The organism is Oribacterium sp. KHPX15, assembly GCF_900107835.1.
Taxonomy (GTDB): domain Bacteria; phylum Bacillota; class Clostridia; order Lachnospirales; family Lachnospiraceae; genus Oribacterium.
The window spans coordinates 1-25,708 of the sequence record NZ_FNRG01000036.1 but is presented as its reverse complement, the minus strand read 5'-3'; the positions used below and the strand labels follow the sequence as shown (position 1 = coordinate 25,708).

Annotated in this window: 20 protein-coding genes, 2 tRNA genes and 1 riboswitch; of the genes, 4 read left to right on the top strand and 18 right to left on the bottom strand. The window is 42.3% G+C overall.

The window, feature by feature from the left end:
- Positions 1 to 10: 10 nt before the first annotated feature.
- A riboswitch (cyclic di-GMP riboswitch) is annotated at positions 11 to 84 on the bottom strand.
- Positions 85 to 246: 162 nt separating this feature from the next.
- The 5 genes from BLV86_RS15325 to BLV86_RS15305 form a co-directional block, all read right to left on the bottom strand.
- Positions 247 to 1,608: an MATE family efflux transporter gene (locus tag BLV86_RS15325; RefSeq protein WP_090819279.1), complete on the bottom strand. Its 1,362-nt coding sequence runs from the start codon at positions 1,606 to 1,608 to the stop codon at positions 247 to 249.
- A 232-nt stretch (positions 1,609 to 1,840) separates the two neighbouring features.
- Positions 1,841 to 1,913 (bottom strand) — tRNA-Lys (locus BLV86_RS15320).
- Positions 1,914 to 2,103: 190 nt separating this feature from the next.
- Positions 2,104 to 2,907, bottom strand: a complete 804-nt coding sequence (locus tag BLV86_RS15315) for a YlmH/Sll1252 family protein (RefSeq protein WP_090819276.1) — start codon at positions 2,905 to 2,907, stop codon at positions 2,104 to 2,106.
- Positions 2,908 to 2,910: 3 nt separating this feature from the next.
- Positions 2,911 to 4,191, bottom strand: a complete 1,281-nt coding sequence (gene hflX / locus BLV86_RS15310) for a GTPase HflX (protein WP_090819273.1) — start codon at positions 4,189 to 4,191, stop codon at positions 2,911 to 2,913.
- Entirely contained in the window at positions 4,181 to 4,906 is a 726-nt protein-coding gene (locus tag BLV86_RS15305; RefSeq protein WP_090819271.1) for a TIGR01906 family membrane protein, read from the bottom strand. Before BLV86_RS15305 ends, hflX begins: the two co-directional genes overlap by 11 nt.
- A 224-nt stretch (positions 4,907 to 5,130) precedes the next feature.
- On the opposite strand from BLV86_RS15305, the gene BLV86_RS15300 reads away from it, so the two are divergent.
- A tRNA-Arg gene (locus tag BLV86_RS15300) sits at positions 5,131 to 5,204 on the top strand.
- 80 nt (positions 5,205 to 5,284) lie between these two features.
- Here the strand turns inward: BLV86_RS15300 and BLV86_RS15295 are convergent.
- From BLV86_RS15295 to BLV86_RS15270, 6 genes are all read right to left on the bottom strand, one after another.
- On the bottom strand, positions 5,285 to 8,287 hold the full coding sequence (locus BLV86_RS15295; protein WP_242873338.1) for a clostripain-related cysteine peptidase: 3,003 nt from the start codon (positions 8,285 to 8,287) through the stop codon (positions 5,285 to 5,287).
- 51 nt (positions 8,288 to 8,338) lie between these two features.
- On the bottom strand, positions 8,339 to 9,241 hold the full coding sequence (locus BLV86_RS15290) for an amino acid ABC transporter substrate-binding protein (protein WP_090819265.1): 903 nt from the start codon (positions 9,239 to 9,241) through the stop codon (positions 8,339 to 8,341).
- Positions 9,242 to 9,515: 274 nt separating this feature from the next.
- Entirely contained in the window at positions 9,516 to 10,922 is a 1,407-nt protein-coding gene (gene tig / locus BLV86_RS15285; RefSeq protein WP_090819262.1) for a trigger factor, read from the bottom strand.
- Positions 10,923 to 10,956: 34 nt separating this feature from the next.
- The gene (locus BLV86_RS15280) at positions 10,957 to 12,348 is read right to left on the bottom strand and encodes an aminopeptidase (RefSeq protein ID WP_031554726.1); all 1,392 of its coding nucleotides are present in this window, start codon (positions 12,346 to 12,348) and stop codon (positions 10,957 to 10,959) included.
- Positions 12,349 to 12,597: 249 nt separating this feature from the next.
- The gene (lepB, locus tag BLV86_RS15275) at positions 12,598 to 13,470 is read right to left on the bottom strand and encodes a signal peptidase I (RefSeq protein ID WP_090819259.1); all 873 of its coding nucleotides are present in this window, start codon (positions 13,468 to 13,470) and stop codon (positions 12,598 to 12,600) included.
- 137 nt (positions 13,471 to 13,607) lie between these two features.
- On the bottom strand, positions 13,608 to 13,931 hold the full coding sequence (locus BLV86_RS15270) for a DUF3783 domain-containing protein (RefSeq protein WP_090819257.1): 324 nt from the start codon (positions 13,929 to 13,931) through the stop codon (positions 13,608 to 13,610).
- 254 nt (positions 13,932 to 14,185) lie between these two features.
- Here BLV86_RS15270 and BLV86_RS15265 point away from each other — a divergent pair, with 254 nt between their 5' ends.
- Complete coding sequence (locus tag BLV86_RS15265; RefSeq protein ID WP_031554720.1) at positions 14,186 to 15,127, top strand: alpha/beta fold hydrolase; 942 nt, start codon at positions 14,186 to 14,188, stop codon at positions 15,125 to 15,127.
- 109 nt (positions 15,128 to 15,236) lie between these two features.
- Complete coding sequence (gene thrH, locus BLV86_RS15260) at positions 15,237 to 15,842, top strand: bifunctional phosphoserine phosphatase/homoserine phosphotransferase ThrH (RefSeq protein ID WP_031554718.1); 606 nt, start codon at positions 15,237 to 15,239, stop codon at positions 15,840 to 15,842.
- 148 nt (positions 15,843 to 15,990) lie between these two features.
- On the opposite strand, the gene BLV86_RS15255 is transcribed toward thrH, so the two are convergent.
- The 3 genes from BLV86_RS15255 to BLV86_RS15245 all read right to left on the bottom strand — a co-directional run bounded on the left by BLV86_RS15255 (position 15,991) and on the right by BLV86_RS15245 (position 19,807).
- Positions 15,991 to 16,386 (bottom strand): winged helix-turn-helix transcriptional regulator, encoded by a 396-nt coding sequence (locus BLV86_RS15255; RefSeq protein WP_081828216.1) that lies wholly within the window; start codon positions 16,384 to 16,386, stop codon positions 15,991 to 15,993.
- Between the two features lie 185 nt (positions 16,387 to 16,571).
- Entirely contained in the window at positions 16,572 to 18,185 is a 1,614-nt protein-coding gene (gene pckA, locus BLV86_RS15250; RefSeq protein WP_090819255.1) for a phosphoenolpyruvate carboxykinase (ATP), read from the bottom strand.
- Between the two features lie 116 nt (positions 18,186 to 18,301).
- Entirely contained in the window at positions 18,302 to 19,807 is a 1,506-nt protein-coding gene (locus BLV86_RS15245) for a glycosyl hydrolase family 28 protein (RefSeq protein WP_090819252.1), read from the bottom strand.
- 206 nt (positions 19,808 to 20,013) lie between these two features.
- Here BLV86_RS15245 and BLV86_RS15240 point away from each other — a divergent pair, with 206 nt between their 5' ends.
- Positions 20,014 to 21,366 (top strand): PhoH family protein, encoded by a 1,353-nt coding sequence (locus BLV86_RS15240; protein ID WP_090819250.1) that lies wholly within the window; start codon positions 20,014 to 20,016, stop codon positions 21,364 to 21,366.
- A gap of 455 nt (positions 21,367 to 21,821) precedes the next feature.
- Here the strand turns inward: BLV86_RS15240 and BLV86_RS15235 are convergent, their stop codons facing one another.
- The 4 genes from BLV86_RS15235 to BLV86_RS15220 all read right to left on the bottom strand — a co-directional run bounded on the left by BLV86_RS15235 (position 21,822) and on the right by BLV86_RS15220 (position 25,223).
- The gene (locus BLV86_RS15235) at positions 21,822 to 22,436 is read right to left on the bottom strand and encodes a Uma2 family endonuclease (protein WP_175456584.1); all 615 of its coding nucleotides are present in this window, start codon (positions 22,434 to 22,436) and stop codon (positions 21,822 to 21,824) included.
- A gap of 145 nt (positions 22,437 to 22,581) precedes the next feature.
- The gene (locus tag BLV86_RS15230; protein WP_090819243.1) at positions 22,582 to 23,181 is read right to left on the bottom strand and encodes an ABC transporter ATP-binding protein; all 600 of its coding nucleotides are present in this window, start codon (positions 23,179 to 23,181) and stop codon (positions 22,582 to 22,584) included.
- A gap of 113 nt (positions 23,182 to 23,294) precedes the next feature.
- Positions 23,295 to 24,020: an ABC transporter permease gene (locus BLV86_RS15225; RefSeq protein WP_090819240.1), complete on the bottom strand. Its 726-nt coding sequence runs from the start codon at positions 24,018 to 24,020 to the stop codon at positions 23,295 to 23,297.
- Between the two features lie 18 nt (positions 24,021 to 24,038).
- Positions 24,039 to 25,223, bottom strand: coding sequence for an ABC transporter substrate-binding protein (locus BLV86_RS15220; RefSeq protein ID WP_090819237.1), 1,185 nt, complete (start codon positions 25,221 to 25,223; stop codon positions 24,039 to 24,041).
- Positions 25,224 to 25,708 lie beyond the last annotated feature (485 nt).

The window sequence follows — 25,708 nt, the reverse complement described above, 5'->3', positions numbered from 1 at the left end:
GCTCCATGAAGATTGCAACTGGCTGGCCTTTCGGCCCCTGTAGTTTTGCGTCGCCGGATTTCTCCGGGTTTGCCCAACTAAGATCTAGGTTGGATCTTAGTTTAAAGAGAAGCGAACCTTTTTTTTGGTTCCTTTCTTTTCTCATCTCCTCTTTACAATTCTAATTATACTATAGTTTTTTTAAATTGCAAGCCTTTTTCTTAAAATTCTACAATTAAATTTGTATTTTAATTTGTATTTATAGTATTATTTTTTAATAATTTGGTGTTTCAGCCTTTTTCTTATAATGATAAAATACGTAACCTCTAAAATACAGCAGGCTACCCAGCCTACAGGGTAACCGAGGGCTACTATCCTGGGCGTGTTTGCAACAAAATGAGTTATGACGAAAAGGTATATCTGTCTTATGACAACAAATGTCCCAAGCATGATAATCATCGGTCCCTTTGAATCTCCTCTTCCTCTCAGGGCTCCTGCCAGCACATGATTTACACAGTTAAACATCAGGAAGTAAACATTGGTCCTTAGGAACAGAACACCATAATCTATAACACTTTTATCCGAAGTGAACATCCCTACAGCCTGTGAGGCAAAAACAAAGATCCCTGTGGCTATGACTCCGGTGATCATAAAACTCATACTGACAGCTGTGTTGGTACCTTCGTCAGCTCTCTTCAGTTTTCCGGCTCCCATATTCTGACTCACAAAGGTGGTGGACGCCATGGCCATACTCTGCATGGGAAGCATTATAAACTGGTCGATTTTGTTGTAGCAGCTCCATCCCGCCATGCAGCTTGCTCCGAAGTAGTTGATATAAGCCTGGACGAAGACATTGGAAAATGCCGTAATAACCGACTGGATACCTGCCGGAAGCCCCACAAGCATGATTTTCTTTAAGATGTGCATATCCACCCTCATGTCATGCCAGGTGAGTTTATAGATATCATCCGTTTTTGTCAGTAACCTCAGGGTTAAAAATGCTGAAATGAACTGAGCTATGATGGTTGCAAGAGCAACGCCTAATATCCCCATTTTAAATACGATAACAAACAGAAGGTCAAGAATTGTGTTTATAACGCTTGTCAGAATCAGAAAATACAAAGGTCTTTTAGTGTCACCAACCGCTCTCAGGATACCGCTTCCTATGTTATATATAAGAAGTCCGGATATACCGCCAATATAAACTCTAAGGTAAAGTGTAGCCTCTCCCATTACATCTTCCGGGGTTGACATGAAATTCAGCATGGGAGTTACTCCCAGAACACCTACTATGGAAAAAATCACAGAGAGTATGAATGTTGCAGCCATGGTTGTTTCTACTGCGCTATGAAGCTTTTCCAGATTTTTTGCTCCAAAATAGGTTCCCATGACAACGCCGGCACCGGTTGCAAAGCCATTGAAGAAAAACACCAGCATATTCACTATCATGGTGGTTGCGCCAACTGCTGCCAGGGCTTCGGTACCTACAAAATTTCCCACCACTATTGAATCCACGGTGTTATAAAGCATCTGGAATATGTTGCCAAGCATTAAGGGCATGGCAAAGAATATTATCTGCTTTATGATGTTGCCGCTGGTCATGTCCTGGACCGTGCTTTTCTTTTCCATCCCTCTAATCTCCTGAATTCTTTATAAACAAACGTATAAATAGTCTTATTTTTGCCCAACAAATGGATTCTATATCATATAGTCATTACATATCAATAATTGTTGCTGTATTACTTGATTTTGTACTGAATAAATCATACTGCCTCTATATCATCCATCTCACAGAACTCTTTAGTAAAAGAAAAAAGCCATGTCTCTTCGGACACGACTTCAATATTTCTGCAACAAAAAATGCACCTTCAGGGACTTGAACCCTGGACAAACGGATTAAGAGTCCGCTGCTCTACCAACTGAGCTAAAGGTGCAAAGCATTTTTAATGCTTGTATAGATTACAAATTAATGACCGTTTTGTCAATTGTTTTTTTGAAAAAGTTATTTCTTGTTTATTTAGAGTTTGAAAAGAATCATTCTGTCATCATTCTCAAATCCATCTTCATTTGTCATTGTTTTCCAATCCACAAATTCCAGATACAAATATATATTAGTTCATATATTTAGGAATAAACTTTGACGTTTGCGTAAAAGCGACCCTTCTTTGTCATGGTTCCCGTACCTTCGAAGATAAACTTACCATGACCTCTTACCGTCACACGGTCTCCGGGTTTTAAATTGTATCCGGGATCAGTCACTGTCTGCCCGTTGATAAAGACATTTTCAGCTTTAATAACTTCCTGTGATCTTCCTCTGGAGAGATGCCACACCATGGCAAGCACCGCATCCACTCTCTGGGAAGCAACAGATCCGGATTGTTCAGTGAATTTAGGTTGTACATCACACTCTTTTGGTGATACAACCCGACAGTTGACAGATGTATGCTTAACCCGGGTCAGTTCTCTCGCCACGGTATCTGCCATATCACTTAAAACAAATATATAGGCTGAACTCCCATCTACCAGGATGTCTCCTATCTGTTCCCGTTCGATACCTAGATTCATAAGTGCCCCGAGAAAGTCTCTGTGGCTAAGTTCGTCGGCAAATTTATTATTCAGGGGCTTCACATGGATACATTTGATGATGTCTCCTGCTGCAGCTTCCGAAACGATAAACTCTTCGGGAGTTGTATAGCTTGGAAGAAAACATATAACATTTCTGTCTGCGTCTTCATGACCTCCGTAAATAACATAAGTGCTCCCGTTCAAAGCATTAACCTTTGAAGATATCCCCCGGCCTTTCAGAATCCGGTAAAAAGAAGCAATATCTGAGGCCGACAAAAAATTGGTACAGGTGAGATATTCATTGTTATAGGCTCTCCTGGAAAGATCATCTATGCGACCTTCAAGTAAATTATCGTGTTCCATTAACTACTGTATAAACTCCTTATATCGCTTTATCATTTCCTGGTTGAGATCCGCAGTCATATGTATGCCGTCATCTTCATACTTTACAGAGATGACCCTTGCTCTTTCCTGAAGATCATGCTCCACGTTGCCTTTTGTATAGGGGATTATCAGCTCCATGGTAAGGTAATCGGAAAAAAGCTTTTCATCTATTTTCTGAAGGAGAAGTTCGAGGCCTAATCCCTTTTCCGCGGAAATGTATATCTTGTCTCCACGGTCTATGGGGAGCTGATACTCGGGATATTTGCGGTCTGATTTATTCATTACGTAAAGCACAGGGATATGTCCGGCTTCCAGTTCCTTAAGGGTTTTGGCCGTAACGTCCATATGCATCTGATAATTCCTGTCTGAATAATCTATGACCTCAAGTATAAGGTCAGCATTAACAGCCTCCTCCAGTGTGGATCGGAAGGCATTTACCAGATCATGGGGAAGATCATTGATAAAGCCTACAGTATCCGACAGGAGAAAATCCCGGTGATCAGGGGGAGTTATCTTCCTTACTGTTGTATCCAGTGTGGCAAAGAGCATGTCCTTCACCATAACTTCCTTTTCTTCATCCGGACAATAGGTCTTTATCATTTTGTTGAGAAGTGTGGACTTACCTGCGTTGGTATAGCCAACCAGTGCAACCTGGGGTATTCCGGAGGTCATGCGTTTGCGGCGCTGGGTGTCCCGGTTCTGACTGATCTCCTTAAGCTGTTTACGAAGCTCCGACATCTGCTTTTCTATATGTCTTCTGTCAAGCTCGATCTGGGTCTCACCGGATCCCTTGTTGGACATGGAGCCTCCGGTTCCTCCCTGTCGGCTGAGATTTTGACGAAGCCCCACAAGTCTCGAAAGCATGTACTGAAGCTTTGCATAGTCAACCTGCATTTTGGCTTCCCTTGTCCTTGCTCTGTCGGCAAATATATTTAATATGAGGTTTGTGCGGTCTATGACCTCCACTTCAAGGTCGTGGGCGAGATTTGCAAGCTGTGAGGGTGAAAGCTGGTTGTTCACGATCACAAGGTCTGCTTCCATCTCCCACACCAGGGCCTTCAGCTCCTGCACTTTTCCGGAACCTATGTAGTAAGCAGAATCCTGTGAATCAAGATTCTGGGTAATGTCGGCGATGACCTCCAGATTCTCAGCTTCGGCGAGCCCTTCCAGTTCTCTCATTGAAGTGTCAAAATCAGGATCATTACCAATGCAGGCGCCCACAAGGATTGCTCTTTTTTTATCCAGTTCTTTATTATCTATCATCTTTATGTTTCCTTGTAAAAACCGTAATCACTATACTGAGAGCCATCACAACCAGTACCGATGCTATAAAAGTCAGCACAATCTTTAAAGCACAATCGGAGAAGAAACCTTCCGGCAGCATATTGATCATCCTGCTTTCCCTGGGGTCAAACATCCAGTTTCCCTGCCTGAAAAATATCTCGTGAAATATGGTGAAGTATTTTGTGAAATCCGTTGCAGCAAGGACTCCGATCAGCAAGACTACAGCAAGTATCGCTCCACATACTCTTATAAAACTTGTACTTAAATAATACAGAGCACCGCCCGGTTTTGCCACAACTATGAGGAAGCCTGCAATGGCCAGGGCTGTCAGTATAAAAATCGCTCTTAGGAATAAGCATTTGACAAACAGGACTCTTACATCCGCCATATGTGAGGCTTCATTTTCATTATAGAAGAAAGCCGGTTCACCGTTTATGGTGGTTTCTATTATGAGGTTCTCTCTGTCACCCCTCAGATATACCATGGTCTGGTCCAGTACATGACACATATCATCAAGGCTCATGGTCTCACCCATCCAGGCTTCAAGGCTTCCCGTTACATCATATTTTATAAACTCATTCCGGTAAAAGTCCGGCGAACCGTAACAAACAACTTCAAAACTGGTAACAAATATGATAAATATCAGCATGACCGAAAAGATCATGCCGAGTATATTTCGGTACAATGCTTTCATCTTCCAACCCCCGCTATTTTGGTGTATTTAACCGGTGATCAAGCTGCCACCGATAGAGAAACAGCGTAACAATTCATCCCGTAGACCATGTGGCGCAGTTAGTGGTTCATCTGGTGTACTGTTACAAAATAGCTGAGAAATAGTTTATCATGAATGACCTTTTTGTTGAACTGAAATGTTAAATATGCTAATATAAAGTGCCTGGGAAAATAGTTCCAGGACGTGTTTCTGTAGCTCAGCAGGATAGAGCGTTCGCCTCCTAAGCGAAAGGTCGTGCGTTCGAATCGCATCAGGAACATCGACAGAGAAGCCTTTATGGCTTCTCTTTTTTTGCAACGAAAGAAGCATTACCATATCGGTAATGCTTCCGTTCATAGATTATTCCTCCGTAATCTCGCAGACGTAGAAGTTGTCGCTTCCAACGTCTCTTTCTCCGGTATTTTCCTTAATGACGATTTTGGATGTTTCCCAGGGTCGGAATTCCAATTTCTCACACCGGTTCCCGGAAAGATCTTCAACGTACATCAGCCAAACGGGGAACGGGATCATCGGTTCCGCTTCCCGGAGACCGGTTTCATTATCTATGATGGAAAACGCCCAAACAGGCACGCTTGCGTCGTAGATGATGGGATCCATATAGTCAAATGTCTCGCCGGGCAATATCAGTTTCGTAAGCATATCATCGCCGCCGATGTAGAGACGATCATTCAGTTCTTTCGTCTTTTCCGAGATATCCGTATCTGACTGGGCCATATACATGTGTGTTATCACTTCATGACCACGGTTTTCGATTTTGAAATTCCAGAGTGGCATCTTCGAAATGAAAATCCGTGCATCCGAATCATCACCTTCACTGCCACCGCTGATTACCTCCCAATACCCCGCTATATCCCTAACATAATCGCCTTCTGCCTCGTAGGTCACTGACGGTTCAAAGTCTTCTTTTTCCTCATTCCAGGTAATGGTGATCTCCTCGGCCACCCAGGGGTTGAATACGAATTCTTCCCTGTTCGTCCGTCCTTCGGCATCGACTATCTTCATGGACCATGCAGAACAGTCCCAGTTGATGTGATGTTCGATGTCGGCGTATGCTGCGCTCATTCCGGCAGGGATTGACTCATAGAGGATATCATTGTACCAGTCTTCCGGGTAGTCAGCATGTTTAAAATAGATGTATCGGATATCATTTGGGGTGTCGTTACGAATTTTAAATCCGTAGCTGATACCAAAACCGTAGGGCAGGCCAACTGCGTCCGGATAGTTTCCCGGGGCGGCAGTTTTAACCCATGCGTCCGCTTCTGACGTTATTCCAAGCAGGTCTCCGGTTTCTTTCTTTTTATGTTCTACCCACGGGGTGCTTATATAGTTATTGTAAATGTCCTTTAGAACAAGGCTGATCCTGGCAGAATGATTTCCCGTATATCCTGTCGTTAAAAACAATCCGTTCTCTCCGATGGATTCCACACCATCCAAAAGTACCGTGCCAAGATACCTGTAGTTGTAATCATAACTATCCACGGGGAACCGGAGCTCGTCGCCCTCCTTGAACTGCGAATATGCTTTCGGCGGAATCCTGATGCCGTTAATTTCACCCATGACGTCCTCAATAAAATAGCCCAGTACGATCTTCGTCCTTGTCTCAATATCTTCTTTCACGGCTATCTGGATATTTTCCTTTCCGTTCAAAACAGCCGGGATATAATGAACCGCATTGACCAACCCGTCGTCACGCTCCTCAAAATACTGGAAAAAGCTGGGAACTATAGTGTTCCCGATGCAGAACCAAAGTGTATCATATACGAGAACATTAGCTTTTTCCTTGTAGAGATCCTGCTTGGCATTTGTTCCCATATATAACAGCTTCTCGCCATCGTCCAGCAGGAGCCTATCTTCGCTGTACCAGATGTTTTCCCACTCTACCTTTTCCGGAAGGTCGACCCAGTAAAAGCAGTCGAAGACATCCGTGGCATACTGCTCCAGTATGGCCTCATGAGAGTCAATGCTGGCTTCCGGATAGTACTGTTTCACGATGTCGTTCCTGTACCAGGGATATGAAGCATATTGTGAGACCATAGGTATGTCGTCAGCCGGGGCGGCCTTGTTTGGCGCATGTACGGTAATTCCTGCCGTGTCCTGATAGGGTACCGGGTTTTCCGCATCCGCAATGGAAAGCACTGAGCAGAACGAATTGAAAAAATCAAAATAACTTCCGGGATATCCGATTTCGGAAATGGTCTGCATCATTTTCGAGTACAGGGGGAGGTTACGGTAGGGATAATACATAGCCAGTCCGTTGGTGCCGTCCAGGTTGGTTTCGAAGCATACAATACAATCACCGAGAGCCTGTGTAAGACCTGAGGTGTCTTCCGGGTCTACCTGACTCAGGTAATTGCCCACATCGATCTGCTCGTACTGTCCGAAGCCTAATTCTGTGCTGCGGACTCGTGCTGATGCGAATGTGCTGTATTCTCCTTTTTGGATCCTGACATCGGAATCTGAGAAATACTCAGACAGCTTTTTCATGAAGTCCTGGATTTTGTCCAGTTTTATCATTGCCAGGGTGTAGGTGTCATACTTATTCTTTTCACTTTGGGCTAAGAAGTCCTGTGTGATCACTTTTCCGAGTTCTTCCATGGAAATACCCGGGTTCTCCTCCAGCTTACTCAGCCACTTGGTATAATCCCAGCCGGTACCGGGCTCCGTCTCCTCCGAGGCAATCATATAGTCGGCAAAGTCGGAAAGCATGACGCCTGTCTCCACCGTGGACATCAGGCAGGCATCAAATCCTATAAATGCATAATGGCCGCCCGCATCCTGAAAGGCTGTCCGGATTCCCGGAAGCGTCAGCATACTCTCAGGGTGCAGCTCGTCATATCCGTATCCCAGGGCACTTCCGCCGCCGTGGTTCCACAGGATAACCGCTGTCCGGTCCGCAGGATAGTTCTCATTTCCCCATTTTAGGAAACCAGCCAGGGTATCAGAATCAGACATACGGACACTGTCCAGTTCTTCCTTCAGGGTAATGCCGCTGCCGCTGAGTTCCCAGCGCTGGATCTTTTCACTGGAAATTTCCTGGGTCATCCAGGCGTTGGAGCCACCGGTCTCCAAAACTACATGAACATTATTGCCGGGCGCCGCCTTGATCATTTCATTGATATCTTCGGATGCACAACCGTTTATGGACTCAAGATCGGAGCCGATCATGTAGACCATGAGGGTTACGGAATTTCCGCCAGATGAACCGCCGGATCCCATTCCGCCTGAAGATCCGCCTACGCATGCACTGATGCCCAGGACCATTGCTGCCAATACCGATATAATGCCTGCTTTTGATATCTTCACAGTCTTTACCTTCCCCTTTACTGAAAAAAGCGGAAGCATTACTTCCACAGTAACGCTTCCGATTATGTACTATTTTAATTATATTATGTATTACTTTAATGTAAATACATTTGAACCAAACCACTCATTGGAGATCTTCTCTACGGTTCCGTCTGCTGCCATATCAAGGAGTGTATCCTTTACTGCCTGTGCCAGTGCATCGTCACCCTTCTTGAATCCGATTCCATACTCCTCAGCTGCAAGTGTATCATCAAGGATCTTCATATTCTTGCCTGATGACTGGATCTGATATCCTGCTACGATACTATCCATACAAACGGCATCGCAGGCACCTGACTCAAGGTCCATAAGAGCTGTATTGTAATCCGCTACTTCTGTAAGTGAACCTAATGATGCAAGAAGATCGGCACTGTCATTGATGGCGTTAAGTCCTGAGCTGTCTTTCTGAACTTCTACAGCCTTGCCTGCAAGATCAGCCTGTGATGTGATATCTGAGTCTGCATTAACAACAAATACCTGATTATTGGCCATGTAAGGACCAACCCATGTATATCCGTCTTCTCTTCCCTGCATTGTGAAACCGTTCCAGATACAATCGATATTTCCTGACTCAAGCTCCATATCCTTGGCATCCCAGTTGATAGGCTGTGGAACGAATTCAAGTCCTAAACGGTTTGCAACTTCCTCTGCAAGAACGAGATCGAAGCCTGTATACTCACCATTATCACCAACAAAGCCCATAGGAGGGAACTCCTGGTCAAAACCTACAGTAAATTTTCCTGTAGCTGTTGTAACTGCTGTTCCCTGCTCTCCTGCTGCTTCTGTAGCGGCCTCAGTTTCTGCTGCCTCTGATGCAGCGGCTGTTGTTGCTGCTTCATTTGCCGCAGCTGTGGTTGCAGCAGCTGTTGTCTCTGCAGGCTTACTTGAGCCGCAGGCGGTTAATGCGCTCATTGCTACGATTCCTGTGATTAATAATGCAAGATTCTTTTTCATTTTTCCTCCTCGATCTATGGCAGTGACACCACCAGGTTAGAATTTTTTATTGATGGCTCAGTCCCCAAAGATCATCAATCCTTTTATATTTCAACACTCTACCATGCTAAAGTGCTGATGTCAATAGAATAGGATGGAAATCTCTTTCCATCCTATTTCAATTACCATAACAGTTCAGTCGGTGGTTCTCTGCTTAGCCCCTGGATGAACTGTTACCAATTACCTGATATTTCAAGTACAGCCGGATTAAATAATTTTTTCCGATGGCTTTGTATTACTTTGCAGCGCTCTCGCTTTCAGCTTCTGTTGTCTCTTCATCTGCCGGTGCTGTGTAAACTTCTTCAACCTTCTTTGTCTTGAATCCGCCTTCGCCCTGAAGATCGTTTCCTGCCTTTGTCTCTTCCTCAGTTTCTTCTTCGGTTTCTTCTGTTTCTGCAGCGGCTTCTGTCTCTTCAGCAGTTTCCTCTTTTTCTACCACCTTTACATTGTCCTGGATATACTGGAAAACTGCATTATTTACAGCTTCTTCCTTTACAGCATCTCCACCAAACTGCTCAATAAGCATTACCTTATTGATTTTCTGACCTGAAAGAGTACTATACTCCGATACAAGCTTATCAATGAGTTCGTCAGTAGCTTTGATTCCCTGCTCATCTGCAATTGTTGCCACAATCATTCTCTGAGCTGCATAATCTGCTGCATAACTTGACATTTCTTCCTTGAACTCATCCACCGACATACCATACATATCAAGCATCTTGGAAAGAGTGAATCCATACTGGGCTACTGAATCGATCTGTGACTTTATAACATATGCCTCAGCATACTCCTTCATAGCATCAGACATACCGATTTCTGATTTATCTACTATCTGCTGAAGTGCATTTGAACGTACTTCTTCGTTATATGAATAATCTACCTGAGCCTGAAGAAGTGCTTTCTGCTCATCTCTGAATTCAGCAACTGTCTTTGCTTCTGTCTCCAGATCCTCAGCATGCTTCTTGAGCCACTCGTCTGTAAGCTCAGGAGTTCTTGAAACTGTATTAACAGTTACAGCGAATTCTGCATCCTTGCCCTGAAGGTCCTCTTTACCATAGTCCTCGGGGAATGTTACCTTAACAGTAACCTTCTCTCCCTTCTTGGCACCGATAAGCTGATCCTCATAACCCGGTATGAATGTTCCTGATCCGAGAGTAAGGTTATAGCCTGTTGCTGATCCTCCGTCGAATTCAACACCATCAACTGTTCCTACGTAGTCAATGTTTACAGTATCACCCTCTTTGGCAGCTTCATCAACTTCATCCTTATGCATAGACAAAAGAGTGTCTATCTGAGAATCTATCATTTCTTCATCCACAACCTGCTTTGGTGCTGTTTCCACAGTGATGGTACTTAAATCCACAAGCTTTATATGTCCCATATCCTTAAGTTCAGGCATTTCAGGTACTTCGGTTTTTTCAAGCTCTGCAATTGCAGGATCCACAGCCTCTGTTTCAGCTGTTCCATCGGCAGCCGTTGATTCAGCTGTTCCATCGGCAGCTGTTGATTCAGTTGTTCCATCAGCTGCAGCTGTTGTCTCAGCCCCTGTTGTTCCCTCAGGAACACTGCCTGAGTTACATGCAGCCATAGACATAGCTGTTAATGCAGCAACTGCTGTAATTAAAAACTTACTTTTTTTCATAATTTATCTCCTCTTTTTGTTTGATAGATTGTTTTTATTTATTAAATGCAACAAATGCTCTGTAGGTGTAGTAAACATCAAGCTTTGAAGTTATCTCAAAAGGCGCATGCATTGAGAGGACCGGTACACCAAGGTCTACTGTATCCACATCCATATTTGCAATGTACTTGGCGATGGTTCCGCCGCCGCCTGCATCTACCTTACCGAGTTCACCAATCTGCCAGAGTACGTCATCCTCTTCCATAAGCTTGATAACCTTATACATAGTCTCGGCTGAAGCATCATTTGAAGATGACTTGCCTCTTGATCCTGTATACTTTGTAAGCACCGGACCTCTGTTAAGATAGGAAGCATTGTTGGTCTCAAATACATCCGGGAAGGTTGGATCAAATGCTGCATTGACATCAGCTGAAAGACAAAGTGAATTTCTCAGTACATCCCGTACTCTTTCACCCTCAGCTTCAACAAGATCCTCCATGTAATGAAGGAGCATATCGCTTTCCATGCCGGTAACGCCGGTTGATCCGATCTCTTCTTTATCAACAAGTACTGTTACAGTTGTGTGCTTTGGCTTTTTGCATTCAAACTCTGCCATAAGTGCTGTATAGGCACATACCTTATCATCCTGTCCGTAAGCTCCCACAAGAGAACGGTCCAGACCAACATCCACAGCATGCTGTGCCGGAACCATGGTTAACTCTGCTCTGAGGAAATCTTCCTCTGTCATTCCGTATTTTTCATTAAGGATTGAAAGTATCTTTAACTTAAATGCCTTTTTAACTTCCTTGTCCGGAACAGGCGTTGAACCAAGGATAATGTTTAACTCCTCTCCCTTTATGCCATCAGAAAGTTTTCTCTGATTCTGCTGCTGTGAAAGATGAGGAAGCAGATCCGATACCACAAATACCGGATCTCCGGGATTTTCTCCTATGTTAAGGTCAATGGCAGAACCGTCTTTCAGCATCACACGGCCGTGAATTGCAAGTGGAGTCACTCCCCACTGATACTTCTTGATTCCGCCATAGTAATGTGTTTTAAAGTAAGCAAGCTCATCCTTTTCATAAAGCGGATTCGGTTTTAAATCCAGTCTCGGAGAATCTATATGGGCAATATTAAAATGAACTCCGTCAATAAGAGGTTTCTTTCCGAATGTTGTCAGGATAATGTTCTTTCCTCTGTTGTTAAAATATACCTTATCTCCGGTTTTATACTTTTTGCTTCTCTCAAAAGGCTTATACCCATACTTTTCCGCAAGTTCCAGAGAATACTTTACAGCTTCTCTTTCAATTTTTGCATTATCAAGGTAAACCTTATAGCCTTCGCAGAATTCATTGGCCTTTTCCACATCCTCCGGACGTTCCATGCCTATGTTTTTGATCTTGTAACAAAGCTTTTCTTCAAGTTTCTGCCCTTCTGATTTTGACATATCTGCTCATCCTCTCTGTTTTAAAATCTATAATAACTCTTATTTAAAAGATCATTACATAAATTACTATTATATCTTCAGTATTGATATGACAATATACTGTGAATTAGAATTCTAATCGCTTTATGTGTATAAAATGTGAAAAAGGGCTTAGCATTTGCCGCCCTTTCACATTAGCTATATATCCTGATTTTATTTTTACAGCTGATCATCAGATGCTGATGACCATTTCAGCACATTTCTGCGGTTTTATTTTACAAATCCCATATCATTGAATGGCCAGTACTTAAAGTAAACTTTTGCTAACATTCTGTCTCTTGCCACCATATTGTAATCACCCCAGAAACGGGCATCCATTGAATTATTTCTGTTATCTCCGAGAACATAGTAGTGACCTTCGGGGACAACCACATCCACCTCCGGGAACTGTCTTCCGTCGACGATCATAGGCTCAGGCAGGTATACTTCTTCCTTTGCCTCACCGTTTACATAAACTGTTCCGATGGGTACCTGCGGTGTGGTGCCGTCTGCATTAACACCTATTTCAATGTTATGGAACTCCGAAGCATCAGCTGTACCGGTCTGTTTTATCTCAATGTGATCACCGGGCATACCGATAACTCTTTTTACATAATAAACCACTGAATTGTCCGCATCTTTTCTTCCGCATTTCGGACAGGCATGATTTGAATTTTCCCTGTACATCTGTCCGTCTTTTTTACATGTATATCCATAGATAAAGATCGCTATATCATCCCTGTGGACTTCTCCAAAGGTATACTCCAGCCTTGAACCAAACACCCTGGCCCCCGGCATTATAGTGTTTTCCATTGAACCTGTAGGTATGGTTGAATTGGCAATGATAAAATTATTAATGCCAAAAGCCAGAAAACCGGCTACCACTAAAACCTTTATCCAGTCTATTATCTCAGCAAGCACGGAATTGCCGGCTTTTTTAGACGTTTTTTTGTCTTTGTCCCCTTTACCGTCTGCTGATACCGTTTTTTTGTCATCATCCTTTTTATTGTCTACCGGTGCCGCATTTTCAGAAAACTCTTCTTCCGAAGTATCAAAAATATTCTTATCATCTTTATCTGTTATCTCAAAAAAGTTATCTTCCATAGTTCTCCTCATATATAAACGCATGTAATTTGCCGTTTATCTCTGACTTACAGATGCAAATCCATTTGGCTCTATACACTGGCAACATCTGCCCATTGAAAGTTCGCGTTACAGTTTAACAGACATGATTTATAAATTCAATCTGTCCTTTGTCTCTGCATTGCCTCATGTTCACATTTTATTTCTTTATACAGCTTATCTATGGGCCAGTCTTTATTAGATTCCGTCTCAACACATTTATAGTCGACACTTAATCCTTTTTTTCTAAGTACTGATAAAAAATCCGTCATGGAAACTCTGTCCATTCCCCTCATTATCAATATTTCCGCATCCTCGGGAAGAGACGAATACTCCTCTTCTGAGACGCTTTCGAGTTTTATCTTTTTCAATAATGCTATCGACTTGACTTTTGTCACCTTATCTTTGCTCTTTTTATTTATATATATGATACTCTTCATCATTACTCTTTCCTCATCTATTAACGCTGTATATCAGCCGTAATCTCCACTCAGTTGCAGCCTGACAGGCTATAATCAGTGATATTTTATACTTATTTAATTCATAATTCTTTACTAATCTATTCAGTTCATTTTACAATATCCTATATTCATAAAATACTGTTTTTTGCAGGTAAATTGATTAACATATAAATATTTGATATAGTTATGTATGGCTATTATAACTTTAAAACAATATGAATAATGCAGGTATAACTATGGAAAGAAGAGAATGGTACACTCCATCCGCTAACGGTGATGGAAAGATTTATAACTGCTTATACAGAAATGAAAAACAGGATCAAAAAGCAATCATCGTCATAGTTCACGGAATGCAAAGCCACAGCGGTCGTTACCTTTCCTGGACTGAGGAACTTACAGGTTTAGGCTACACTGTCGCAATGCTTGATCTTCAAGGTCACGGAAAATCTCAGAATCATGCAGGAAGCTTCGGCCCCTCCCACGGTTGGGAGTACCTTTTACACGATATACGGCGGCTTATCCTTAAAGTAAAAAAATGGTTTCCTGAACTTCCCGTTATTCTTTTTGGGCATTCAATGGGCTCCTTCGCCGTACGTTCCTATGTTACGAAGTTCCCAAAGGACGCAGATGCACTTATCCTCAGCGGAACCGGAGGATTCGTTTATTCCCTGTACTCTGCCCTGGGAGTGTTGACAGCTGACCTTAAGCTCCATGATCACATGACTCCGGCCACAAAATATGGAGAGTTTATGACTTATCTTTTCAATAAAGATATAGTAAATCCTGTTAATGCCGGTGCATGGTGCTGTACCGATGACGAAATCTGTAAACAACATGCCGCCGATCCTTTGTCCGTAAGTTTCACCATAGGTGCCTACTACGAAATGGTTAAAGGTATTATTTCTGTAAGAGAAGACAAATGGGCTGCCAGTGTCCCCATGATACCTGTTTACATTTTCTCCGGTGGAGCCGATCCCGTGGGTGAATATGGTAAAGGTCCTGCTTCAGTTTATGCCTGGCTTCATTCAACCGGTCACGATGTATCTTTACGGATATATCCGGGAAAGCGCCATGAAATGATTTGGGAAACCAATAAAGAAGAGGTTCATGATAATATTTATAAATGGATCGACAGTAAACTACCCGAAATCCGGCAGTCTAAAACCATTATCAATTGATCCGGTTACTTTCCTGTCAGTTTGAGAATAAAGCCGGATGAGCAATAATTTTGCTTTAAATTCATTTAATGTAGCTGTATTTAATCATAAATAACACAAGGGAGGCATTATGTATATCACCTGTTTAGATGTTGAAGGAGTACTTGTACCTGAAATCTGGATTGCTTTTTCAGAAGCCAGCGGCATTCCTGAGCTGAAAAGAACCACCAGAGATGAACCCGATTATGACAAGCTTATGAAATGGAGACTTGGGATTTTAAAGGAACACGGTCTTGGATTAAAAGAAATTCAGGATGTGATAGCAACCATCGATCCTCTTCCGGGAGCGAAAGCATTTCTCGATGAGCTTCGTTCTTTCTCACAGGTTATACTTATCTCCGACACTTTTGAGCAGTTTGCCTCTCCTCTTATGAAGAAGCTTGGTAACCCAACGCTCTTCTGTAATACTCTTGAAGTAGCCCCAAACGGAGAGATTACCGGATTTAAGATGAGATGTGAAAAATCCAAGCTCACAACCGTTAAGGCTCTTCAGTCCATAGGATATGAGACCATAGCCTCCGGTGACAGTTATAATGATCTCGGTATGATACAGGCATCAAAAGCCGGATTCCTTTTCAGAAGTACAGAAAAGATCAAAGCTGATCATCCTGAGCTTCCTGCTTTTGAAGAATACAGTGATCTTTTGAATGCAATCAAAAATGCCATGAAAGACTGAATCTGACTTGATGATTAATTCTTCTTGCTCACTTTTACAGATTTAAAACAATAAGCCTCTCAGCATACTAAAAATCATGCTGAGAGGCTATTTTGATTTAACATCCTATTCTTAGTTATAAAGTCAGATTACCAAAGTATTTCAGATTCTATCTGTTCTGCTCATTTGAATTCTTATTCTTCTGCTTCATCATGTGATTCTCACCCCATGCTGAGAATTCATCCAAAATCACGATCATTGACTGACCATCCTTTGTAAGTGAGTACTCCACCTTAGGAGGTATCTGGGCATATTCCTTTCGGTTTATAAGTCCGGCAGATTCAAGTTCTTTCAGATTTCTGCTTAAAGTTTTATAGGATATGTCATGTATATACCTCTGCAGCTCATTAAACCTGACTGTAGGATAAACAGACAGTGTGTACAGAATCGGCATTTTAAATTTGCCCGATACCAATGATAAAGCATATTCAAATCCGGTAGCGGGATTTGCCAGTTTTTCCTTTATGCTGACTCTTTTTTTCTTTTCTTCAATATTTTCTGCCATACATCCCCCTCATATTTATAGTTGAATCCCACAAGCTATTTTTTCTTCCATTCCAGGTTTGATTCTGTCACATACAACTATAAATCACGTACATTCTTTTGTTCTATTTTATCACAAAAAAGAGGTGAATGCCTACTGCACTCACCTCTCTTAAATCATTTATTAGTTTGTTTCTCATCTGAGAATCAAAGCTGAGGACCTGCCTTAACAAGTGCCTTACCAGCCTCATTACCCTGATACTTTACAAAGTTCTTCTGGAATCTCTCTGCAAGATCCTTTGCCTTTGCTTCCCACTCAGAAGCATCAGCATATGTATCACGAGGATCAAGGATACCTGTATCAACACCGGGAAGCTCTGTAGGAACCTCGAAATCAAAGTAAGGAATCTTCTTTGTAGGAGCCTTAAGAACATCACCATTAAGGATAGCATCAATGATTCCACGTGTATCCTTGATGGAAATTCTCTTTCCTGTTCCGTTCCATCCTGTGTTTACAAGATATGCCTTTGCACCGGACTTCTCCATCTTCTTAACGAGCTCCTGAGCATACTTTGTAGGATGAAGCTCAAGGAATGCCTGTCCGAAGCAAGCTGAGAATGTAGGAGTAGGCTCTGTGATACCACGCTCTGTTCCTGCAAGCTTAGCTGTGAATCCTGAAAGGAAGTAATACTGTGTCTGCTCCGGTGTAAGGATAGATACAGGAGGAAGTACTCCGAATGCATCTGCTGAAAGGAAGATAACATTATCAGCCTGAGGACCTGCAGATACAGGATTTACCTTCTTAACATTCTTCTCGATGAAATCGATAGGATATGAAACACGGGTATTCTCAGTAACGCTCTTGTCTGAGAAATCAAGCTTTCCATCTTCAGAAACTGTTACGTTCTCAAGAAGAGCATTTCTCTTGATAGCATTGTAGATATCAGGCTCAGCCTCTGCATCAAGGTTGATAACCTTAGCATAGCATCCGCCCTCAAGGTTAAATACACCGTTGTCATCCCAGCCGTGCTCATCATCACCAATGAGAAGTCTCTTAGGATCTGTTGAAAGTGTTGTCTTACCTGTTCCTGAAAGACCGAAGAAAATAGCTGTGTGCTCACCGTTCATATCTGTGTTTGCTGAGCAGTGCATTGAAGCCATTCCCTTAAGAGGAAGGAAGTAGTTCATCATTGAGAACATACCCTTCTTCATCTCTCCGCCGTACCAGGTGTTGAGGATTACCTGCTCCTTGCTGGAAACATTGAAAGCTACGCAGGTCTCTGAATTAAGACCAAGCTCCTTGAAGTTCTCAACCTTAGCCTTTGAAGCTGTGTAAACGATAAAATCAGGCTCGAATGATGCCTCTTCCTCAGCTGTAGGAGCGATGAACATGTTCTTTACGAAGTGTGCCTGCCAAGCAACCTCCATGATGAAACGAACTGCCATACGTGAATCCTTGTTAGCTCCGCAGAAAGCGTCAACTACAAAGAGTCTCTTGTTTGAAAGTTCCTTCTTTGCAAGGTCCTTAACGATAGCCCATGTATCTTCTGTCATCGGGTGGTTATCATTCTTATACTCATCTGTTGTCCACCATACAGTATCCTTTGAGTTCTGATCCATTACGATGTACTTATCTTTAGGTGAACGTCCTGTATAGATACCTGTGAAAACATCTACAGCGCCAAGCTCTGTATCATGTCCTACCTCATATCCCTCGAGGCCTTCCTTTTTCTCTTCTGTGTAAAGATCCTCATAAGATGGGTTATACACAATTTCTGTTGTGCCGGTAATGCCATACTTTGTTAAATCAATCTTTGCCATTTCTGTTTCTACCTCTTTCTCTTAGTTTAGTGCCAGTAATCCATTGCGGGGTTATACTGCCATATATACCCGCGTATTATTATACACTATTAGTTTTTAATGTCACTATCAATAATCTAATTTTTAACAATTTCAGAGTTTATGTTATCCAGGTGGATATTGCTGATATTCTTAAGTGATATGCCTGAGTCATTAAAGATATTAATATTATCAAAATATATGTCCCTCACTACTCCTTTCATATCACTGAATCCCTCTATCTCTATGGCATTACAGTCTATCCTCTTATCATCTTCATTAAGATACTTACCTATAATGTTTATATTATTAAAATGACAATCACTTATACTCGGATCAGACTTTGCCGCTTCACCATCATCATTATATCCGACACCGTGAATAAGAATACGTGAGAATCCCGAATCTCTTACATTGATGTTCTTAACATAACCTCCTCTTTTTCCGGTTGTCTTAATTTCAAAGCCATTTGAGCTGTTAGTGATATCACAATCCCAGATTTCGACATTTTCTATTCCGCCGGACATTTCCGATCCGATTATGATGCCGTGACCAAATTCACTTATGCAGTCAAAGATGCTGATGTTCCTGGTTGGAATATTAATGATATTTCCTTCTGGATTCTTTCCGGATTTAATGGCTATGGCATCATCCCCGGTATAAAACCTGCAGCCAAAAATCACACAATTGAGACTTGAATCCGGATCCCAGCCGTCACCGTTCCAGACATCCTTTGAGTAGAATTCACAGTTATCGGTTACAACATTCTCACTGTAGATCATATGTACATTCCAGGAGGCTCCGTTTTTTAATCTAAGTCCTGAAATCCTGACATTTTTGGAATTGGAAATGTTTATGAGCCTGGGTCTTGCTCTTCCCGGCAATGTCTCTGCTTTCTCATATTCGTCCAGATTTACATTTTCCAAATCCAGACTTTTCTTCTCTTCATTAATAACATTTTCCGCAAGGGCTTTTCCGCCGCTCTCTATAGTGCCTTCACCGAATATCAGTACATTTTCACAGTTTGTATCTGAGCTGTGATCCATGGTTCCCATGTTTATAAGGCTTGAGTAGCAGAGCATTTCGATACCCTCGAATCTGCTGGGGATCTTCGGAAGATAATCCCTTGGGTTATCAGTCCCCCTGATCACTGCTCCTTTTTCAAGATATATCTCCATATTGCTGTGAAGATGTAATGCGCCTGTCATATATACACCCTCGGGTATATATATCTGTGCCTTTTCATCTGCTGCATCAATGGCCATCTGAAGTGCTTTGGTATTCATGGTCTCACCGTCACCGACAGCATTGAATGGAGCTTTAGTTACATTGATGATCTTCTTTTCCTTATTGGTTATAAAGCTTACCTTGTCTATTTTTTGATATTTACCCTGTTTTTTATCTGTAACATACTCAACCTTTATCTTGTATTTATGATTGGGTTTAAGCTTATCTACCGTGAAATGTGTTTTATCCGTTTCCCCGCGAAGATCTCCATCCAGATACACTTTATATCTGACAAAATCTGCTGCATCCAGTGGCTTATACCAAAATACTGTTACCGTGTTTGCTGTTACTAATGTATAGAGCTTGTTTTCTTTCATAATGCCTCGCTTATTCCGGCTGCTTTCATGCTTCTGCTAGCTACTGCATGAACGTAACACCTGAGACGTTTCCGGTCAATGAACTTTTAAAGAAACAATTTAAAATCGTAAACTGAATTTTATAAATATTCTATAAATCAGACACAATAAGTTGTATAATATAGGTAATACAAATCCCAAGATATAGTAGATATCGGAGGTGACATATGATCAAGAAGTTTTTACTGGACACGAACATTTTGCTCGAGAATCCTCACTCTATGGTGGACGGATTTGCGGACAACCACGTGATTCTTTGCGGGACAACTCTTCAGGAGCTTGACAAAAAGAAGACCGTGGGCGGCGAAGTAGGTTACAATGCCCGCGAATGCTGCAGGATTCTGGACGAACTTCGTATGCAGGGTGATCTTCTGAAGGGAATCAAGCTTCCTAACGGCGGAAAGCTGTCTATCGAGCCGGACGGAGTCAAGAGCGAGTACCTTCCGGAGGGCTTTTCACTGGAGGTTCCCGATAACCGTATCATTTCCAGCTGCATTCACATCATGCGAAACTCCAAGCGTACTCCGGTCATCCTTGTTACCAATGATATTTCCATGCGTATCAATGCCACCATCTGCGGAGTAAAGGTGGAAGGCTACAAGAACAGCATTATCAAAACCAGCGGCTATACCGGTCATATCGATCTTGACGTTCCAACCGAGTATATTAACTCCTTATATGCCGACAAATCTCTGATCCTTCCCGAGGACATTTCGGATACTCTTCTTGCCAATGAATTCGTAACTCTTCACGCAGGAAAGCAGTCTGCACTTTCGGTTTACCGTAACGGAAAACTTAATCTTATTAAAGAACAAACTCTGTTCGGAGGCATTAAGCCCAAAAATGCCATGCAGAAGTACGCAATGTGGGCTCTTACGGCTCCGGCTGAGGAGATTCCTCTTGTTATTCTTCTGGGACCTGCCGGCTGTGCCAAGACTTTCCTTTCTCTTGCCGCAGGTCTTGACGGAACCTATCAGACCCAAAGAAGAAGCGACAGCGAGTACATTAAGCTTCTTATTTCAAGACCTACAGCCCAGAGCTTTGAGGATATCGGATATCTTCCCGGGGATCTTAATGATAAGCTTTTCAATCTTTACCAGAGCTTTTATGACAATATCGAAGTACTGCTTTCAGGAAACAGCCGGGATATGGAAGATCATCAGCAGGTTCAGACTCAGATGCAGGACATGTTTGATGACGGCGTCATCGAGGTTTGCGGACTTAATTTTATCCGAGGACGCTCACTTATGAACACTTATATGATCTGCGATGAAGCGCAGAATGCTTCCCGCACCATGATCCGTGATGTTATAACCCGTGCCGGCATCGGTACAAAGCTTGTTATCGCCGGTGACCCGAGTCAGATTGACGTGCCTACTCTTGATAAACGTAACAATGGTCTTGTTTATGCTGCGGAACACATGAAGGGATCACCTCTTTGTGCCATCATCCAGTTCGATTCCGGTTCCAGTGTCCGTTCACCTCTTGCCAAGGAAGCAATTCAGTGCATGAAGGGTTAAAAATTTTTAAGAGGGAATAATTTGATATACCAAATTATTCCCTCTTAATTTTTTATCTGCATAAGATTACATTCCCCTATTGATTTTATACTTTCTTTATTTTCTGTTTATTTTTTATCCACAATTTTACCCTGTTTATCCATTTATTTCATGCGGTTTTTCTGATGAATTTTTGAAAAAATTCTTCTTTAAATGAAATTTGTCATCGGATATCCACATTTTTTTGCATTAATACTTCTGAATTGTGGATTTATACCCCCATAATTATTACCAAACAAAAAAATCCTTTTATATCAGCGTCTTCTATAATTTACCTTTCCATCATAGTTTTACTCTTTTCTCTTTTTCCTCTATTCGCGGCCACATATCAATTTGCTTAGTCAAAATTAAAGGGTTTTGACGTTTGGAGTTGTTTTTTTCATCTCCTCCTTGTCAAAACCCTAAAGATTCCATTTTTATTTTTGCCCGGCAGCCTTTTTCTCTTTTACCTTCCGGGCAAATTCTGCTGCTTCATAAAATTTCTTTACCTTTTCCTCAAGCTCTTTAAAGTCCAGCTTTAGTCCTGTCATAATGTTTTCTGCCGGCACTTCATCGTTAAAGCTGTAGAATTTAGGAAGTGTTATCTCCTGAAAGTCATAAACCATCAGATTTTTATGCTCCACATCGATGATCCAGTACTCCCGAACTCCTGCTTCCTTATATTTTAGAAGCTTAAGATAGAGATCCCTTTTCCGGTCTTCCAGGTCACTTCCCAGAAACTCTATGGTAACTCTCGGAGCACCTTCAACAAACTCCCCTCCGGCAACCTGTTCCTCATCCTTAACCACACAAATATCAGGAACTATGACGGTTTTGTCATCCTTATCAAGCCTTACACCCACAAACATAAAGGGTCTTCCGTACTCTTCGCCTTCATTACAAGCCTTCATGATCATGCCGTAAAGGTTCCTAAGGTATATACCATAGATAGGAAGATAAGACTTCATTTTGTATATGTAACCATCGATGAGCTCTGTCCTGTCCTCTCTTTTCTGATTGTCTTCAATCGTGTAAGGTCCAATGTCGTACATTTTTCTCCTCTCCATAACAGTAAAAACTCCCATATCCTCATAATCCTGTCATATGCGCATTCAGAATCAGCTCTATGCAAATGTCGATTTCAACATCTTCCATTTCCTATTATCTGAAATTATGCAGGCAAACCTTGCATCAATTCTACACCAATGCCAGTTCCCGCATCTTCGGAAGTCCTTCCGTTTCATGACTTGCTATGATAATTGGTCTTCTGCCTTTGTTTTCCATGATATAGTTTATCACTCTGTCTCTGGTTTCCGGGTCAAGTCCTGTCAATGGTTCATCCATAATAAGAATATCCGAAGCCGGAAGCATTGCCCTTACTATGGCAACACGTCTCTGCATTCCACCGGACAGTTCCCTTACGGGTTTGTCCAATGCCTCTTCCTCCAGTATCTTCCCGAGAGCCTCTCTTGCTCTTACCCGGGAGATCATGGGGTCCACACAGGCCACGTTCTCCACTGCAGAAAACTGCTCCAAAAGCCGGTTTTCCTGGAAGACCATACCTACTCTGAGCTTTTTTCCACCTCCGGCAGCTTCTCCCATTGTTATCTCAATGCTTCCGCTGTCAGCAGTCTCCAAACCAGCCATGATTCTTAACAAGGTTGTCTTGCCGATACCGGAAGGTCCTCTCAAGAGAACGTCTCTGGAATCCGAGGCTGTATCAATCATGAGATTCACCCGGTCCAGAACTATCTTCCCATCATATGTTTTAGTAATATCCCTGATTTGAATCAGCACTGATATTCACCTCACTATTTCATAATGAATACATATAAATCGCCATTCTTCCACTTTCAGTTAGTGTCGCAAATGGTAATTGAAAGAATTTTTCACACTACGTTCATATTTAATCAGGCTTTTATACACACCTTTAATACTTTCAGTATCAGCTTTTCAAGTATCATCGCCGTCAGTATGATGGTTATGGTCCAGGCAAAGAGGTCTGCTGTTTCAAGATATATTTTTGACTGATACAGGCTGTTTCCCACCGATTTCAGCGGCTGCCCGATAACTTCTGCAGCAACACCGCTTTTCCAGGCCATACCGAGGGCCGCCTGAAGGCTGCTATTCCAGAAAGGATACAGGGACGGCAAATATATGTAGCAAAGCTTCCTGAGCATCGGCATTCTGAATACCTCGGCCATCTCCAAAAGCTTTGGGTCCGTTGCCTTGAGTCCGCTGAGCGTATTCAGATACAGAACCGGGATAACCACCAGTGTACTAACGTAAAGGGATAAAATTTTGTTACCGGCCCAGATAAGTAAAATGATAACAAAACTGGCGACAGGTATTGCCTTCAATGTAGTTATGAAGGGTTTCAGAATATCCTCCGCATACTTCTCCCTATAAGACAGCCATGCCAGTAATATCCCGATTATCGAGCCGATAAAAAATCCACCCATAATTCTTACTGCCGAAAACAGTATGGATTGCCAATATTCCCCCGTTAAAATCATTCTCTTTAAAGCTATAATCGTGTTAACGGGGCCGGCAAGCATGATATTGTTATGCACCAGAAGGCTTGTCAGATGCCATATCAAAAGCCAAAAAATCACGATAAAAGACTTCTTTAACATATATATAGATGTTCCTTTTTATGCTGTTTTGTAGAAATCCTCTCCCGGAAGCTTTCCACCTACTGATTTAGGATTCTGATCAAAGAGAACCTGAAGGTATCCGGAAAGATTTGTTTTCATTTCATCTCCTGTTATTGCAACGATATTGCAGTTCGGTATAGCCTTTGCTGCTATAGGTGCCTTTGCAATGATTCCATACTTTGCAATAAGCTCAGAAGTTCCTTCGATGTCTGAATTGGCCTTCTCGGTGCTGGCCTTGTGATCTTCAATGAATGCCTCCACTTTGTCAGCATTAGCCTCAAGAAAATCATTACGTACTACTGTAACTCCGGTGAGGAGCTTTGATTCGGGTGAAACCGCATCCCACTCGTCTGTAAGGGAGAAAGCAACCTTAAGCTGATCATTCTGAGCAATTGCTACAGTCACAAATGGCTGAGGAAGAACTGCGATCTGATTCGGATCATTCTGAAGAAGTGCTGCAATCTCGGTTGCCTCAGACTTAAACTCAATGTTACAGTCTGTTACTTCATTTTTATCAAGAAGGAAGTTGATGGCATACTCAGGTGTTGCTCCCTGTCCCGTGGAAAGAAGTGTCTTTCCCGCAAGATCCTTAACTGATTTGATGCTGTCATCAGCTGTAACGCAGTAAAGGACACCAAGTGTATTGATATCTATAACGCTGACTCCCTGCTCTGTTTTGTTATAAGCAATGGCTGCAAGGTTAGCAGGGATAAGTGCTATATCAAGGTCTCCTTTTACAAGTTTTCCGAGAATCACATCCGGCTGTGTCTGCATCTCAAAAAGATAGCCGTTCTTATCTCTGGTCTCAACTTCGTTCATAAGGTTTACAAGGCCCATAGTGGTAGGTCCCTTGAGAGAGCCGACTCTTACTGCTCCTTCCGATGTGTCGCCGAATGCTTCCGTCTCCGTTGTCTCAACTGAAGCAGAGGTTTCTTCTTCCTTTGATTCCTCAGCTGCCTTACTTTCCTGAGGGTTTTCTGCTGCAGCTTCTTTTGAATCTTCTGATTCTGTCTTAACTTCTTCTGATGCACCGGTTTCTTTCGCTGCCTCTGTTGCTGCTTCTGCCGAAGCCGCAGGAGTGGTCTCTGCAGTTGTCTCTGTTTTAGCACTTCCGCAACCCACCAGTACCGATCCGGCAAGCACTACTGCCGTTACAAGCTTTAAAAATTTGTTCTTTTTCATAATCTCCTCCTAAAAATAACTTTAAAAATTTCATCTTTATACAGAAAATTTCTTCCAAACTACCGTCTAATTATATTTCAACCCTCATACGCTAGCAAGTTTTTAATTCTGTTAAGAAAAGAGACCGGCTCGCGCCGGTCCCTTTCTTTCATACTAATTACCATTCCGCCGGCGAGCGGCGGCACAAATAGTGATGAAAGTATCGATTCCCCTCTATGCTGCATATATAATGAAAGCGAGAAGCTACACTACAAAGCACGATGAGGAGAGTCGTAAAAACTTTCTCGTTTTAGACAGCATACTAATCAGTGTAAGTTCCCACCTTTCAAGCACAAATAAGTGGCTCTATCAGACCGTACACTAAGAATTGTTTTAACTCTTGTTAAATGTGTGGTGGAATAGTCAATGGCTTCTCTCTATTTTTTAAGGAAAGGAGCATTGCCTATGAAAGTTGTTTATCAAACCTGTTGTGGCGTCGATGTTCA